Source organism: Butyrivibrio sp. NC2002 (genome assembly GCF_000702265.1).
GTDB lineage: Bacteria > Bacillota > Clostridia > Lachnospirales > Lachnospiraceae > Butyrivibrio.
On the sequence record NZ_JNKZ01000007.1, the window covers coordinates 424,750 to 439,446 of the forward strand.

General features: G+C 39.9%; 14 protein-coding genes and 1 pseudogene. 3 read left to right on the forward strand and 12 right to left on the reverse strand.

What is annotated here, in order from left to right:
- Positions 1-230: 230 nt before the first annotated feature.
- On the reverse strand, positions 231-758 hold the full coding sequence (locus tag T543_RS15090; RefSeq protein ID WP_051638548.1) for an NUDIX domain-containing protein: 528 nt from the start codon (positions 756-758) through the stop codon (positions 231-233).
- 7 nt (positions 759-765) lie between these two features.
- On the reverse strand, positions 766-1,227 hold the full coding sequence (locus tag T543_RS05130) for an HD domain-containing protein (protein WP_035766276.1): 462 nt from the start codon (positions 1,225-1,227) through the stop codon (positions 766-768).
- A 682-nt stretch (positions 1,228-1,909) separates the two neighbouring features.
- On the opposite strand from T543_RS05130, the gene T543_RS05135 reads away from it, so the two are divergent.
- The 3 genes from T543_RS05135 to T543_RS05150 all read left to right on the forward strand — a co-directional run bounded on the left by T543_RS05135 (position 1,910) and on the right by T543_RS05150 (position 4,150).
- On the forward strand, positions 1,910-2,257 hold the full coding sequence (locus T543_RS05135) for a hypothetical protein (protein WP_035766278.1): 348 nt from the start codon (positions 1,910-1,912) through the stop codon (positions 2,255-2,257).
- Positions 2,258-2,672: 415 nt separating this feature from the next.
- Positions 2,673-3,860 carry an AAA family ATPase gene (locus tag T543_RS05145; protein WP_242839471.1) on the forward strand — a complete coding sequence of 396 codons (1,188 nt, stop codon included), beginning with the start codon at positions 2,673-2,675 and terminating at the stop codon, positions 3,858-3,860.
- A complete protein-coding gene (locus tag T543_RS05150; RefSeq protein WP_051638549.1) occupies positions 3,857-4,150 on the forward strand; it encodes a hypothetical protein in 294 nt (97 codons plus the stop codon). The genes T543_RS05145 and T543_RS05150 overlap by 4 nt, the downstream gene beginning before the upstream one ends.
- Before the next feature lie 120 nt (positions 4,151-4,270).
- On the opposite strand, the gene T543_RS05155 is transcribed toward T543_RS05150, so the two are convergent.
- The 10 genes and pseudogenes from T543_RS05155 to T543_RS05200 all read right to left on the reverse strand — a co-directional run bounded on the left by T543_RS05155 (position 4,271) and on the right by T543_RS05200 (position 14,591).
- Complete coding sequence (locus T543_RS05155; RefSeq protein ID WP_035766282.1) at positions 4,271-5,266, reverse strand: helix-turn-helix domain-containing protein; 996 nt, start codon at positions 5,264-5,266, stop codon at positions 4,271-4,273.
- A gap of 309 nt (positions 5,267-5,575) precedes the next feature.
- Complete coding sequence (locus tag T543_RS05160) at positions 5,576-6,733, reverse strand: iron-containing alcohol dehydrogenase (RefSeq protein WP_035766283.1); 1,158 nt, start codon at positions 6,731-6,733, stop codon at positions 5,576-5,578.
- 58 nt (positions 6,734-6,791) lie between these two features.
- A complete protein-coding gene (locus T543_RS05165; RefSeq protein WP_035766284.1) occupies positions 6,792-9,461 on the reverse strand; it encodes an HD domain-containing protein in 2,670 nt (889 codons plus the stop codon).
- A 153-nt stretch (positions 9,462-9,614) separates the two neighbouring features.
- Positions 9,615-9,971: a LiaI-LiaF-like domain-containing protein gene (locus T543_RS05170; RefSeq protein ID WP_051638550.1), complete on the reverse strand. Its 357-nt coding sequence runs from the start codon at positions 9,969-9,971 to the stop codon at positions 9,615-9,617.
- A gap of 1 nt (position 9,972) precedes the next feature.
- The gene (locus T543_RS05175; RefSeq protein WP_035766285.1) at positions 9,973-10,593 is read right to left on the reverse strand and encodes a hypothetical protein; all 621 of its coding nucleotides are present in this window, start codon (positions 10,591-10,593) and stop codon (positions 9,973-9,975) included.
- 1 nt (position 10,594) lies between these two features.
- On the reverse strand, positions 10,595-10,975 hold the full coding sequence (locus T543_RS05180) for a hypothetical protein (RefSeq protein ID WP_035766286.1): 381 nt from the start codon (positions 10,973-10,975) through the stop codon (positions 10,595-10,597).
- A complete protein-coding gene (locus tag T543_RS05185; RefSeq protein WP_035766287.1) occupies positions 10,972-11,517 on the reverse strand; it encodes an RNA polymerase sigma factor in 546 nt (181 codons plus the stop codon). The genes T543_RS05180 and T543_RS05185 overlap by 4 nt, the downstream gene beginning before the upstream one ends.
- Positions 11,518-11,602: 85 nt before the next feature.
- Positions 11,603-12,178: pseudogene (locus T543_RS05190) on the reverse strand (transposase); the annotation flags it as partial.
- 229 nt (positions 12,179-12,407) lie between these two features.
- Positions 12,408-13,364 (reverse strand): hypothetical protein, encoded by a 957-nt coding sequence (locus T543_RS05195; protein ID WP_035766288.1) that lies wholly within the window; start codon positions 13,362-13,364, stop codon positions 12,408-12,410.
- Between the two features lie 237 nt (positions 13,365-13,601).
- Complete coding sequence (locus T543_RS05200) at positions 13,602-14,591, reverse strand: leucine-rich repeat protein (RefSeq protein ID WP_035766290.1); 990 nt, start codon at positions 14,589-14,591, stop codon at positions 13,602-13,604.
- Positions 14,592-14,697: the final 106 nt, after the last annotated feature.

A 14,697-nucleotide genomic window follows, 5' to 3' on the forward strand; every position in this document is an offset into this window, starting at 1 on the left:
AGCCTTATCCAGGTGGAGAACATGATTTTACCTTCATCTGCCCAAAGATACTGCTTTCAGTGAAAAGATCCGTGCAATATGTGAGGAAATACACCTTATTACTCATTCTGCATGAAGTTCATGTTCTTTTTCATAAAGCTTGTTATTCTATCGGCAGCATTTCGGTCGTAACATCCTAAGTCCGCTTCGCGGATGGTGACTCCCTCCTGCCAATCATCTACCGCCAAAGGTCATAATGTTTGTTCGATTACCTTTAGCCCATTTCCCATCTCTTCATCATTGTGATCCATCACATGATTATAGAATTCATGAAAAGGCATTGTTTTTACATCATTTACTTCATAATGATTAAATGAAAAAACATTTTCAGGGACTTCTACACGGATCATGAATACTGATGCCAACAGTCCGGTTCCATCATCCCAGTCTTTTATGTAGTCAAAGGCAAGTCTCATATCCTGTGGATTGACGGCTATACCCAGTTCTTCAGAAAGTTCTCTTACTGCAGCTTCAGCAGGTGTTTCCCCAGAACGTACCCCGCCACCTGTCATGTCCCATTTGCCGGCATAATATCTGGCTTTAAGCGAGCGCTGCTGTACTATGTACATCCCTTCGCCTTCTCCAGGCAAAGGAGAATCCGCAGTTTTCATTATGATTAGTACATGTCTGTAATACTCGCCGGGGATCTTAGCTTCATGTTTTTCTTTAATTTTTCCTGTAGGGATCCCATCCCTTGTATATACATCTATATATTCCATGAAATGATCACAGCCCCAATTCTTTGCAGAGAGCGTCATATCTCTTCTGCTCTTTTTCTTTTACAGGCTTCGATGAATCTTTAAAGCAGTGGTCAATAACATCTGCATCCTTTAGAAGTTCATCCATTGGAGAATCTGTCACGAGTTTATCATCGTGATGGTATATGGCAGAGCAAATGATATCTGTTTCTTCTTTTGAAGTGATGCCAAGTTCTTCAAGAATCTTTCTCGCCAGATCTGCTCCGAGATGGGCGTGGTCATCATATGAACCACTCTTATATGCATGAAGATCGTGAAGCATTCCTGACATAGCACCTAATTCCTCATTAAGTCCGCGCTTTTTTGCGAGAATTGTTGCCGCAAGTGATACGCCGTAAAGATGAGCTGTTGCGCTAGTCCTTTTGTCTGAGTCAGTAATGTTAGCAAGTTCCTTGTCGATATATGTCCTCAAATCTTTTAATCTACTCATGTGTACCTCCGGATGCTATGAATTATTTTTCTAACAAATTGGTATTCTTACATTTCATCTTCTGTTTCACAGATAAATCTCCTGCCGGTTAAGTGTTGCAAAGTGCTCTTTTATTATATTCCCTTATTCATTAATAGGCGAGACCAGACAATGCTGAGCTCTGGAACGTCTCAGCACCACCTGGCCTCTGTTGTTTTCTTATGTGTAGGTAAAGGTGTTCCTTTCCCTGTAACATTATTTTAAGATGTCCTAAGCTCGGATTTATATCAGCAAAAGTACCAAAAACAGCTGTTATTGAAAGATATATCCAAACTGAGTTTCAAATTGAAGTAGTTGAACGTACAACTTATCCCGAAAGATTTTTTTAATCATGCTTCATTTTGCGAGCCAATTCTTCACTTTCATCGAGGAGATCATTAACTATATCCTGCATTTCACTGTCTGTTCCTTTGTCATTTTCTGGTTCCTCTCCTTTTCTGATAAATTCTCTACTATTATGTTATTTTGGGCCATATTTCTGGTCCTCATAGTTTTTTTAGGAGAAAAGGATAACGCTATTTAAGGAAAATTACACGGATCACAAAAATTTAAGAAAGTGTTCTATTGCAAGAAGATCATTTCAGGGTTATTATTAATGAACATCAGTTCGAGAACATACATTCGCTATTGTGAGGAATTGCTTATGGAAAAGAATTATACGATTTATGCTGTGGATTTTGATAATACGCTCTGCTATTCAGTATGGCCGGAGCTCGGAGATCCCAACATTCTACTGATTGAGTATTTGTTGAAAGAAAAAGCTGCTGGAAACAAGCTGATTCTCTGGACATGCAGAGCAGGGAAACCTTTATCAGATGCCATTAAATGGTGCCGGGATTATGGGCTTACTTTTGATGCGATAAATGATAATTTGCCTGAAGTTGTAGAATTCTACGGTAACAATAGCCGGAAGATCACCTGCGATATTTATATTGATGATAGAAACGCATACATAGATCCAGATGGCAAACTACAGAGAATTGCCATATGAGATTTTCACGTATGCACGTAGTCCAAAAAGCACAATCATTACTCCTTCTGAAATAGCAGTACTTCTAAGTGCTTTGCTAAAACTCTTTGAGGCTGATGCCACTGATATTTTGCTCTGCCCAAGAAGTGCACGTTTTGCATTTACAAGATCTTGTACCATTTTGGGACCTAGTGTCTCTGTTTCTATATTTGCAACCGCTCTATTTTTTAATTAGATATGCCATTTTTAAGAATAAGCATGCTATTTAATTTCAATTTAGATAAGCACAAAATATACTTTTCGGCGACATTAAAAAGGCTGTTAAGTGGCTATTTTATGCAATTCTATAAAATTTAGATACACACTTTTTTAAAGAAAGTGCTATAATTATCTTGGATTTAGATAAAGCATTTTTTTCTAAAAGGAGCATATTTAAATGAGAGAAATGGAACTAAAAAAAATAGCTATTCAGAACTTTAAGTCATTATATGATGTTACATTTGAGCCGGGCAGAGTAAACGTATTTATTGGCGCCAATGGTTCAGGAAAGTCTTCTGTTCTGGAAGCCATAGGCGTCCTCAGTGCTGCTATGACAGACAGAGTTAATTCAAATAGTTTGCAGAGAAAGGGTGTCCGCCTTAGCACTTCATCTTTGTATAAATCTAAATTTTTGTCTGTTGAGAAAGAATCAAAAACAGTGGATTTTTCTCTGGAATGGCAGCTGGATGGACATGATTATAATTATATAAGTCATCTTACGGTTCCTAATGATGATGATTCATGGAAGTATTTTGCAGAAAGTGTGTCTTGTGACGGGGAAGCTGTCTATGGTCGTAGTAACAGAACCAGCGCCCAGCTTAATAACAAGATCGGTTATTTTACAATTTCTGAGTCACTTGCAGCAAAGGAATATACTACAGCGGCCAAATATATTGGAAACTATGGCATATATCAGCCGGATACATTAACTCTTAGAGGAACAGTTGCGGATCCTGCACAGGCTAATCCCATTGGACTTAATGGAGGCAGACTTGCTGAGGCAATACAAGATCTTCTCCATGAGGATGGTGAGGAGTATATGTTTGGAAGCATGTTCATGGAAGACATGCTTGAACTGATTGACTGGGCATCGGAATTTAAAGTCAGTAAGCCTAAAAAAACAATATTGAATCCAGGGGTTCCGACCACTCAGCAGATAATAGAGTTTAAGGATAAGTACCTGAAAGATACTGCATCATTCACTGGCTACGATGCCAGCGAAGGTGCGCTTTATGTCTTATTTATGCTTGCACTTGCCATGCATGAAAAGGCACCAAAAATGTTTGCAATCGATAGTTTTGATCATGCCATGAATCCAAGACTTGCAAGAAAAGTTACGGAAATATTCAGTCAGAAAATAATCGAAGAAAATAAGACTGTATTTATAACAACCCATAACCCACTCGTTCTTGATGGACTCAACCTGTCCAACGATGCCATACGATTATTTACTACGGAAAGGAATAGGCAGGGTCATGTTGAGATAAGGAGAATTCAGGTATCTGATAAACTTCTTGAAATGAACCAGCCATTATCCAGGCTTTGGATCAATGGAGTATTGGGAGGCGTTCCAGAGTTATTATGAACAATATAGCGATTACTATACCATGTGACAGTACGGACGCATGGGTAGTTGCTGCGTATGATGACGACTTGGATAATATTGAGAACTATGAAGATCCATGGAGAACGATTATAGCAAAAAAGAAATATTATCACGGAATACGTGTAAGAGGTGAAAAGAAAAATGTACTTACATACGCTATTTTCAGTAATATGGTCGCTGAACGTTGGAATGAAGTGACTCAAAAATGCATATCTGCTATGAAATTGGATCAAGAAGTTAAAAGAATTCTTCTTAATGAGAATAAGTAAATCATTTGAACAAATCAGAACCACCGGCTTAGCCGGTGGTTCTGATTATGAAGAAACTGTGAAAAATGAAATCAATCAGTACCGTCTCTGTGACTTATCACGAATAAAAGAAAAAGGCAACTACTCTTCCTTCAAAATCATCTTGGCAATGCTGACAACCGCGCCATAAATAACCGCTGTTACCGGCCATATTATCCAGGTTATCTCCCATTTCATGGTGATGAAGCTCCATGCAAGGTATACGCCAAGTACCAGGCTCCAATAGATGCCGGCAACTTTGCCCAATGTCTTTGCTGCCTTTTTGCCGCTTGGTGTGAAGTCTCCTTCCTGCAGAAGCTTATCATAGGATTCTGTTATCATGCTGCTGCGAATAATCAGGTTTACACCAAGCGCAACCACCAGCAGCAGAACTGATACCATACCCGGAAGAATATACTCAGAACTTGAATCTGTCAGGGTTGCACCCATTACAAGAAGTGGAATAACTGCGATTATACACAGGATAACTCCGCCCGCCATAAACAACGTGTGTTTTTTGTCATACTTATTCTTTTTGTCTCTTACCATTCCATCAACGCCGTAGGCAGTATCTATAGTTACCTTTTCAAGGTACTCAAACTCTTTAGTTTCTCTGTCCGTAAATATAAAGATAAATACTGCGATAGCGATAAGTAGTAAAAGTACTGCCATCCCGATTGCTGCAGCTAAAGTTTCAGTTATAACACCCGTTACAGATATTCCTGCCAAAGCAATCAAAACAGTTGGTGAAATGATGCAAAGTGAAACAGCAAGAGCTGTCCAAGGTGCTTTCTTCTCAATTGTTGATAGAAAAGCTGTTGCTTCTTCCATGCTGACCTGTCGTACATTTTCATTAGAAGGATGCGTGTCCTCAACAATCATCGCCGGTGATATTTCTGCGATTTCATCCTTAAGAAGATAATCGGTGCTTACTCCGAACAGCTCTGCCATCTTAAGTATTCTGTTAAGATCCGGAGTTGACTGAGCTCCTTCCCATTTGGAAACAGATTGTCTGGAAACTTCCAATTGATCTGCCAGTTCCTCCTGTGACCATCCAAGCTTTTTTCTTTCATTAATAATTTTGTCTGCTAATATCATTTTTTCCTCCAAAAATTTGTTTGTTGTTTTCGTTGAATTCAGAATACAAAAAACAATGGTTGCACTCTATAAAGTGCGCTTGGAAATTTGTCAACCGGCAGTTGCAACCGCATAAATACTGTGGTTTTACCTAATCCTATCCTCTGTATAGGCTAGATGCTTTATTTTTTCATATTTGTTTATACAAATATTTTCTATCTCTTTATCGTCGATAAATTCAAACCCATCATAGGTAAATTTAGGAGCAGTGGCACAGGACATAAAGCAATAGCTGCCTTTATCAAGATTTTCTGCAGCAAATATAGCTCTTCATCTGCATTCAAGAATGATCTCTTTGATTTCTTCCCGTGACAGCTGACGGGCATTGGTTGTGGTGACATTGCATGTCGCCGCAACCGCGGAAGCTATTTCTTCAGTCACTTCGATTCCTGCTTCAGAGAATGTCATCGGCAGTTCAAGACATTTTATAAATTCACGCAGTTTCGCAATGCCTTCCTTCGCGGTTTCAAGCCGTGTTTTTCCTTCCGGATCAACTTCCATGACATTGACCGCAAAGCGGGCAAACATTTCAGAACCAGCTTCAACAATATGGTCATAATAGACCGGCTGCAGGATTGCCAGCTGGCGTCCGTGCGCCGCATGGGTATAAGCTGCCAGCATGTTTTCAATGCCATGGGCCTGGAAATCGCCGGGCTTGCCTGTATAGAAGCTGAACGACTGGATCAGGGAGGAATCCCACATCAGATTGGAGCGGATCTCCATATTGTCAGGGTCTTTCATTAATGCTTTTCCGTTGCGAATGATATTCTTCATCAGGGATTCATTGATCTCATCCCAGACGTTTGTTCCCTGGCCAAAATAGGTTTCCATGCAGTGGCTCAATGAGTCAAATACACCCGGTGTAAAGGTGTGAAGCGGAACTGACATCACATAGGCAGGATTCTCAATGACAAAGTCTGCATACGGACCGACGAATGTTTTCTTTTCATGTGTCTTTTCGTTTGTACACGCTCCGAGATGGTCCATCTCAGCGCCGGCGCCGGAAATTGTCAGGACAACTGCATATTTTCCCATCTTTTCTGGAATATTGTGTCTGATCATTTCTTCGTCCCAGATATCTCCCTCAATCTCAGCGCCGGCAGCCATGATCTTGGTGCTGTCAATAACTGATCCGCCGCCAAGGGCAATCATGAGGTCAATGTTTTCTTTTTTATACATTGCGATTCCTTCCAGAATCTTTTCATAGGAAGGACTGGAAGCAACTCCGCCGAATTCAAACACAGTCTTGCCGCATTCTTCCAGGGTTTTTCTGACTTCATCCAGGATACCGTTCCTTTTGACGGAACCGCCGCCGTAAACGATCATGATATTCTTCCCGTATTTTTCCATTTCCTTAGAAAGGTATTTCTTTACACCGCCTTCCTCGAAATAGACCTTGACAGGCATGTGATAAATAAAATTCTGCATCGCTGTTCCTCCTCGTATATTATGTATTGGCACGATTGCTCCGCAATCCTGCCCTGTCTCATCTCCGAATCACATTAAGCAGTATTTTCTTTTGTGAGAGCTTAAAGTCAGTTCTCCTTTCTATTACCCCTCTGCAATAATCAAGCTTTTTCTGCATATCTTCAACCATTACCTGAAGGTTATTGATGATCGAATCATCCTTTTCCTCCGCAAGCAGAAGAAAAGTATCCTCAGTCATCTTCATGGATTTAACGGCATAGAGCTTTTTGTTTTCAAGTATCTCCACTTCGTCTGTAAGAATGCTGATGTCATAAAGTATCATTGGATTGCGGCTCGCCACAACATCAATCTCATCAGCGATTCTGATAATTGCTGCAAGGTATGGCAGGCATACAGTATTTCCGTTTGGAAGTTTATAATCCGTCGGGTATTCCTTTTCATCATAAAGATCAGTCTTCCTGTGGCCTTTAGCTACCTGCTGTATTGCAAAGGCATGCTCAGGCGTGGGAATATCGTACAACTCTGCATATTTTTCTATATAAAGTGCACTGAATTCATGATGGAATTTCCTTACAAAATCAGCCTTGGTGTCATTGGGATGTTCCTCAAAATAGTAGTCAACTCCCAGTTTTTCACTAAATTCTACATAATCCTTCTCATTTATTCCCATGCCTATATCGTGGAAATAACATGCCACCAGAAGGATGTATATTTCATCCGCATTAAGCTTCTTTATCTGCTTTTCTCCAATAAGACGATTACATGAGTCTATTACTGTGAGGCTATGAAGCTCCGAGTGATCTGTGTACTCAGGAAAAATCGATCTGTACTTTGAAAGGACATTTTGGATAATAATTGCCATATCCCTAAATCTCTTGTGAAGATCGGGATCCAGTTTTCGAAGAGTCTTTTCAAGAAGATAATCATTGGATTCCATAGTTGCAAGGTCTTCCTCATCAATCTCTATGGTGAGGACGTTCAATCCAAGCAGATTCTGGTATGAAACATCTTCTGCTATCCTCTGGACCATTCTGATTCCTATATTTCCGGAATCCTCATTCTCCGAAACCATATTTGCCATTTCAACGGGATCAAAGGGCATACAATCATCCTTTATTCTTAAGAGAATGTCACCATTTTTATAGATTGTTTTGATGCTTAGTGCATGACGCTTCTTATCGGCAGTGAATCCGTGGCGAACCACGTTTCCGGCCATCTCTTCGAGACACAGTGCTGAGTACATGGCAGCCTTTTTGCCAATACCATGTTCCTCGCAGAAATTCTGCACCATCTCTGAAGAAGCAGCCACATCATCCATATCACGTATAGGAAGATCAAGCACATCCTTGGGAGACGAGCCAAAATCAGGCTTAATGAACAGCATTTCTTCAAATGTTCGAGGAAATCTTTTCCAGAAAATAAGCCTGTAAACAGGAACTGTCAGTATGGTAAGAACGATTCCTATAGGATTGGAAAGCCACACACCTGTAGCCCCCATGGAAGGAGCCAAAATTGCAGCCGGAATGACCATTGAAAAGAATCCGTCAAATACTGACTGAATATTTACGAATACCAAATGTCCCGTGGCCTGCAGGTAATTGGTTTGAACCTGGCATATCAGGACAAGGGGTATGCAAAAGGCATAGATTGCAAAAAGCTGGTGAGTAAGACGATATACATTTGAAGAACTGTCTGCAAAGAATATTCCTGCAAGAAGAGGCGATATGATGAAAATCAATCCACCAAGTACAAAGGCCAAAGCCATGCCCTTCGTCAGTACGATTTTGATGATTTCTCTGATGGAAGACTTATCTTCTTCGCCCACAAACACGCTGACCAGCATTCTGATAATCGCCCCGTTTCCAAGGCAATATGCAAGAAATACGCCATTTACCATGCTAAAGGATGCCATGGCAGAAAGTCCGTCATTTCCCGCATAGGTAAGCAAGATTCTGTTTATAACCATTCCTCTTATGGACAGGCAGAATACGAGAAGTGCTCCGGGAATACCTATTGCAACAAGTTTGCCGAGATCCTCCCACAAAGCTTTCGAGATGTTATAGTGGAGCTGAGCCTTGGTAGTCAGATAATACGGAACAAGAATTACAAAATAAACCATCCCACTGACTGAGGTTGCAAGTGCAAGCCCCCATACTCCCAGCTTTAATACTGCAACAAGCAAAATATCCAGAGCAACATTGGATATTATCATTCCCGCTATTCCGAGATAGCCTATTTTATTTTGTCTCTCAAGCTGTAAAAACGAAGCAATCTGCTGAGCCAGCATCATGGGAATTATACCAAAAGAATAACCTACAATGTAGGTAACAAGACTTGGCTTTAGATTTTCATTTGCTCCCAGGATATCTGCGATAAGTGACGGCATGGTGGCGCAGATAACCGTAAGCAAAGCTGATACAACGAAGGTCACAGTCAGATTTAGTGAAAAGATTCCTTCAGTTTTTCTAAGATCGCCCTTTCCCATATATCTTCCGCAAAGTACCGAGGTACCTCCCAGAAGAACCGAGCTTGTAGCCTGAAATATCAGAACCATAGAGAAAAACAGACCGATAACACCAACCGTTGACGAGTCAATAAATCGTCCTGCCATCGCACCATCGACTATAGAGTTAATGGAACCCATGGCAAATATCATGACTTGTACAGGAAGCATGTTAAAAAACAACCTGGATAACAGATTCCCGGCTTTCTTTCTTTTACGGCTCATAGAATACCCCCTCGTATTCATCGCGATAAATAATACAATGTTTTCAAAAAAGCGTTATATAATATCATATTTTATCACATTTGCCGCACCAATATATTAATCCATAATATAAAGAATTTCTGTATAAATAATAAAAAAGAATGTAACATATTCCTATCGTGCGATCACCATCTCGCACATTCCCATGCACATCGCAAAGATTCCCATCAGAATCATCATGAATGCGCCGGCCTTGTCATAGATAAAGTTTGAAAAAAGCTTTGCTGAAAGAAGCACCTCAACACCAAGTGATATAAGGATAAGCGGCCAAAAAGAGAAAATTGTCTGGTACGAAAAAAGTCCAAGTGATGTGTGAAGAAGGAACAATATTCCATATCCTATGAAGCAAAGGCCTGTTGTTATAGTTCCGACTCTGTGCACTCTGGTGGTCTTTTGAGTCTCATAGGAAGGAGCAAGCTTCATCCCTTCATGCTCATTTATCAATAGAGTATCTCCATTCGTCTGTTGCATTTCACTCACCTCCGTTTACAGTCAGGTTATCCGCAGTTTGCTGGATCTGATCTGCTATAACACTTGCCGGACTGTTATCGATATCAAGCTCCTTCTTTTTACCTCTTATTAGTTTTACTCCAAGCAATATTATAAGTACAGCAATTACAAATCTTGGCAGTACGCCGATGAATTCCTGGATATATTCAACCCAAAACCATCCAAGGTTATCCGCTAAAAAGTTGAGAAAATCTACTATTGGAACCACGATCATATTAAACAACATGCAGATTCCCGCAATTATAAGTGCCCATGCGCCCCACTTTTTGACAGTTTCTGATTTGAAATTAATTGCTTTATCGCCAAATATCTCATTCCAAATATAATCATCCTGCAAAGTCATGAAGTATTGTGGATCGCAATTTGTAAGATTCCTTGCATGGAAAAATCCGTAAAACCAGATAATTGCAGGAACAAAAACAAAAACATCACTTAGCTGCAATAATGAAATTATTCCAAAGCTAGCAAAAAACAGAGCCATCAAGCTAACACCCATCTTCATAAATCCCATATACATCTCGGATGCGCCGGGTAAAAAGGCACATAAAAAATTAAAAAAACTTCCTTTTCTCTGTATTCTCATATCAATCCTCCTTAAAGTCATTAATAACGTCATGTGAAAAAGCACCGCTGATAAAACTGTTTCCTAAAAATTCAGATACATAATTTGTTCCTGCCCCATTACTGGTAAGAAATGTTTTATTCCCAAGGTCCAAAAAGTTTCCTTTGAAAACAAAAGGTGAAACAATAATCATCAAAACCGCAGCAGCCATCGCAATACATACCTGAAATCTGTACTTTTGATACTCTCTTTGCTTTTCTTCAAAAGACACCTTGGGTGATTCTATTCTCCTTAAAACATCACCTTCAAAATTCGGAGGTGCCTTTTGTAAATCCTGACCTTCAACTTCTGCAATCAGCTTATAAAGTTCATCATCATCCAAGTAATCAAATCTGGCTTTCATATGAAAAGTCCCTCCTTTCTGCATGTCTTTTTAAGCATTTCCTTTGCCCTGTAAATCCGCGTTTGAATCGTTTTTAGATTGTCACCTTTTTCTTCCGCAATTTCCTTTGCCGTTCTTCCCCTTATAAAGTGCTCTACCGCAACTTCGCTGTATCCCTTGGGAAGGTCATTGCAGCATCTTGTAAAAACATTCATCACATCTGATGCTTCGTAAATATCAGCGGGATTGTTACTACCCATGCCTTTAGAAGCTCCCGGACTTTGCGATGTGTTCTCAATAAGCTCGTCATCTCCGGGAATTGTTTTTGCAGCGGCGCTTCTTAAATAATCTGTGCATTTATTGGCAGCAATCCTGCATATCCATGCTTTTTCGTTTTGCCCGTCAAAGCTGTCGTAATGTGTATAAGCGGAAATAAATGTTTCCTGGGCTATATCTTCTGCAGTAAAATAATCTCCCGTCATCTTAAGGCAAATGGAAAAAATCAGATTTTTATATTCCTGCATAAGTCGTATTAAATTTTCTCCGGCGTCTATTTTTTCCACCTCCCTTCCGCTTTCATAATATATAACGATGAATATATTGAAAAGTCTTCAATTATTTTTAAAAAATTTATTCCTACAGGAAAAAAATCTTGATTCCGCTCCACTGAAGATCGCTGTTGATTTCTTGCAGTAATTCAGTAATCTTTTCAAAAAGACGGTAACGGGATTTTTCCGTGGCCTTCTTCCATACCCAAGTATATTTGTTAGCATTAGCTTCAAACTTCGAACCATCAATATAAAGATGATTCAGGTCAACTTTATGCCTGCTGAATATTTCCTGATTAATATCATTGAAAATATCCTCTATTGAATCCTTTAACACATCGTTTATGAAATAGCTGAAGGTTCTGTAAGAAGGAGTTTCCCTGTCAATAAGATACATAAATCGAATGTTAACCTTACAGTTTTCTTGAAGTCCTCTTAGTGAAATATATCCTTCACTCATAAAACCGAATAGTACGGTTTTCAACATTTTGACTGGATTATATCTGATTCTGCCAAGCTTATGCTCTGGCACATTTTTCAGATACTTCTCAAGATTCATACCTCCCACGAGTTCGTCAATAGTAAAAACCGGATCACAGATATCCAAGCAATCTGAAATAAAAAATGGTAAAACGCCTTGATTTAGTGTATTATAAGAATTGGTTTGATTGATCATGGTAATATTTTACCATGAAAAAAGAGAAGTAATCGGCTGTTTCCAGCTATTACTTCTCTTTTTTTCATGAGCTGATTATTTCACAGCCCCTTCCTTGCATATAAATCCATATACTTCGCAATTTGATTAAAGATGAACGAGACAGTACACTAGAAGCTGGCTTTTACCTATTTATTCCCTACAGCTTTTTAAGCAGGATATATGGGAACACACTTGGAACTTCTGCTCATCATTTTTTATCGGTCTTGAACTTTTTGGATGCTCCCCATTTTCCGTAGCCTGCAGAATTTGCAACCCGTGCCTGTACTGTAATTTTTTTGCCTTTAGCCACTTTGATTTTAAATGAACCGGTCTTGCTGCTGGCAGTCTTCCACTTTTTAGTACTTCCTACCTTATATCGGATCTGATATTCTGTGGCATCACTTACTTTCTTAACAGTGACTTTAGCTTTTGCACCTTTGACATTGGATATCTTTGAGACTACTCCTTTTTCCGGTGCTTTTACAGTGGTATCTGTTTCCTTCGAGCTGCCGCCTCCGTCGCCTCCGTTGCCTCCGTTGCCTCCGTCGCCTCCGTTGCCTCCGTTGCCTCCGTTAGTTTTTTGCTTAAACTCAACGCAGGCATAGCATCTGAATTCACCTACATCAATCCCACCATCAATTTTATATTCCCGATATTTTGCTGTTATAGGGAAAGATATGGTACCATCTGAATTATCAACAGCATTAACCTTTGACTTATCTATATAATCATAATCGGTAAATGCTTCGATTCTTACGGCCGAGCCGGCATCATATCCTACCGGAACAGGTACGGTAAACGTTCCGGTATAAGTTTTATCCGGGTTTATATCTCCCGGCTTTATACACCCTACTCGCATTTTATACATCATCGCAATATCATATCCATCATCCATGGAGGGATTAGGTGTGTCCTCATAGGTAAGAGTCTCATCATCTGTATCAACGGTGAAATCACCCTTCAGATCGGAAATATCGAATGTTTCCTTATCAATCACTACTGAAGCCGTCGAGTTTTGCACAAACCAGTTTTCATGCATTTCTACAGGAATCCCGGTAATAGTATTTACGGCAGCGTGAGCTACACCAAAAGGAATCATTGAAAATGCAATCATCACTCCTGTTACAGTGGCGATAAGTCTTTTTAATCCAAAAGCTTTACTCATATATTAACCTCCTTCTGCAAATATCATCTGAGAACTAACCTTCCTTTATACACATAAATTGTCTCACAATCAATGCCTAATATCTCAAAATAATTAATTATGTTGCTGAAGTCACTGAAATGTACCTGTAGTGATCGCCAATCGGATGCACATTCTTTCGCCGTCTTTGTCTCCCTCGGGGAATTTGTAATAGACAACGTCCTGATCAATATACTTTACGTTCAGTGCTGTCCCCTCTTACTCCACCGTCATAGTGTCCTTAAATCCGGTACTGCCGTTTTTTATAAGAGCTGCTGCGGCTGCTTTTTCCTCGCCAGTTCCGACAAGTACAAATACCGCGTTCTTGCTGATTCCTTTAAAAGCATTTTTCCCGACACTCTTAAGTGACCTTGCATTTATGGTGATCTTTTTTAGCTTTTTGCATCCTGCAAAAGCACTCGCCCCCACTTGCGAAATATTGTCACCAAGCTTCACTTCCTTTATGTTTTTCTTGCCCTTATACGCATTTTTAGCAATGGAAGTAATTGCGTAGCTATAGCCCTTTATCTTTATCTCGGCACCAATCTTGACCTTTGACGTTGTCTTGCCTTTTATAATCTGAGCCCCGACACCTGCGTCTGTAGATACGATTTTATACTTGACGCCCTTTACCGTGGCTGATTTCCCGATCTTAAGTCCGCCCGCGGTAAATTTGAACTTCATCGCTTTACCATCTCTTGCGGCCTTCATCTTTACTCCGGGGCCACACGCTATCTTGGAATCAACATCATTGTAGTTATAATCGTACATGTCTCCTACTTCAAGAGAAGAACCGGGATCCATATATACGGTCACTGTCGAGCAATATGGATCATTACCATAGAAATCCTTTGAAAGGCAGTCTGTACGTATCACCGGGATCTTGCACTCACCTGACACATAAATCGCCGATACCTTATCGAGATAGACCATCATATCTCTTTTTGTCACTTTAATATTTACAATCTTTAACGCATCATGAGCCTCGTCATAGGAAAAACCTGAGCTAATTCCAATTGGTGCTCTCTGAACCTCAGCACATGCATCAACATCAAGTACAAATTCCTTGCTTCCGTCCTTGTAGAGAGAGAAGCTCTCTGCAGGCTCTTTAGAATGTGCACTCCCCCTTATAGGCACAAGAGATAAAACAAGAGCCATCGCTGCAATCAGTGACCCTGCGATGACTTTTTTTAATAAATCCTTTCGCATAAAAACCTCCTTTCAATTTACACATCCGTGATGTAAAACTTGCCTTTAACACTATTCTTCTTCACATATTTAATAAATTAACCCGGGCTGCTTCAAAGCTTTTCAT

Excerpts from the sequence above, each read along its gene's own strand:
- T543_RS05200 (WP_035766290.1), bottom strand. The coding sequence starts at position 14,591 with ATGCGAAAGGATTTATTAAAAAAAGTCATCGCAGGGTCACTGATTGCA.
- T543_RS05135 (WP_035766278.1), top strand. The coding sequence starts at position 1,910 with ATGGAAAAGAATTATACGATTTATGCTGTGGATTTTGATAATACGCTC.
- T543_RS05195 (WP_035766288.1), bottom strand. The coding sequence starts at position 13,364 with ATGAGTAAAGCTTTTGGATTAAAAAGACTTATCGCCACTGTAACAGGA.
- T543_RS05130 (WP_035766276.1), bottom strand. The coding sequence starts at position 1,227 with ATGAGTAGATTAAAAGATTTGAGGACATATATCGACAAGGAACTTGCT.
- T543_RS05145 (WP_242839471.1), top strand. The coding sequence starts at position 2,673 with ATGAGAGAAATGGAACTAAAAAAAATAGCTATTCAGAACTTTAAGTCA.
- T543_RS05160 (WP_035766283.1), bottom strand. The coding sequence starts at position 6,733 with ATGCAGAATTTTATTTATCACATGCCTGTCAAGGTCTATTTCGAGGAA.
- T543_RS05165 (WP_035766284.1), bottom strand. The coding sequence starts at position 9,461 with ATGAGCCGTAAAAGAAAGAAAGCCGGGAATCTGTTATCCAGGTTGTTT.
- T543_RS05175 (WP_035766285.1), bottom strand. The coding sequence starts at position 10,593 with ATGAGAATACAGAGAAAAGGAAGTTTTTTTAATTTTTTATGTGCCTTT.
- T543_RS05150 (WP_051638549.1), top strand. The coding sequence starts at position 3,857 with ATGAACAATATAGCGATTACTATACCATGTGACAGTACGGACGCATGG.
- T543_RS15090 (WP_051638548.1), bottom strand. The coding sequence starts at position 758 with ATGGAATATATAGATGTATATACAAGGGATGGGATCCCTACAGGAAAA.
- T543_RS05170 (WP_051638550.1), bottom strand. The coding sequence starts at position 9,971 with ATGCAACAGACGAATGGAGATACTCTATTGATAAATGAGCATGAAGGG.
- T543_RS05180 (WP_035766286.1), bottom strand. The coding sequence starts at position 10,975 with ATGAAAGCCAGATTTGATTACTTGGATGATGATGAACTTTATAAGCTG.
- T543_RS05155 (WP_035766282.1), bottom strand. The coding sequence starts at position 5,266 with ATGATATTAGCAGACAAAATTATTAATGAAAGAAAAAAGCTTGGATGG.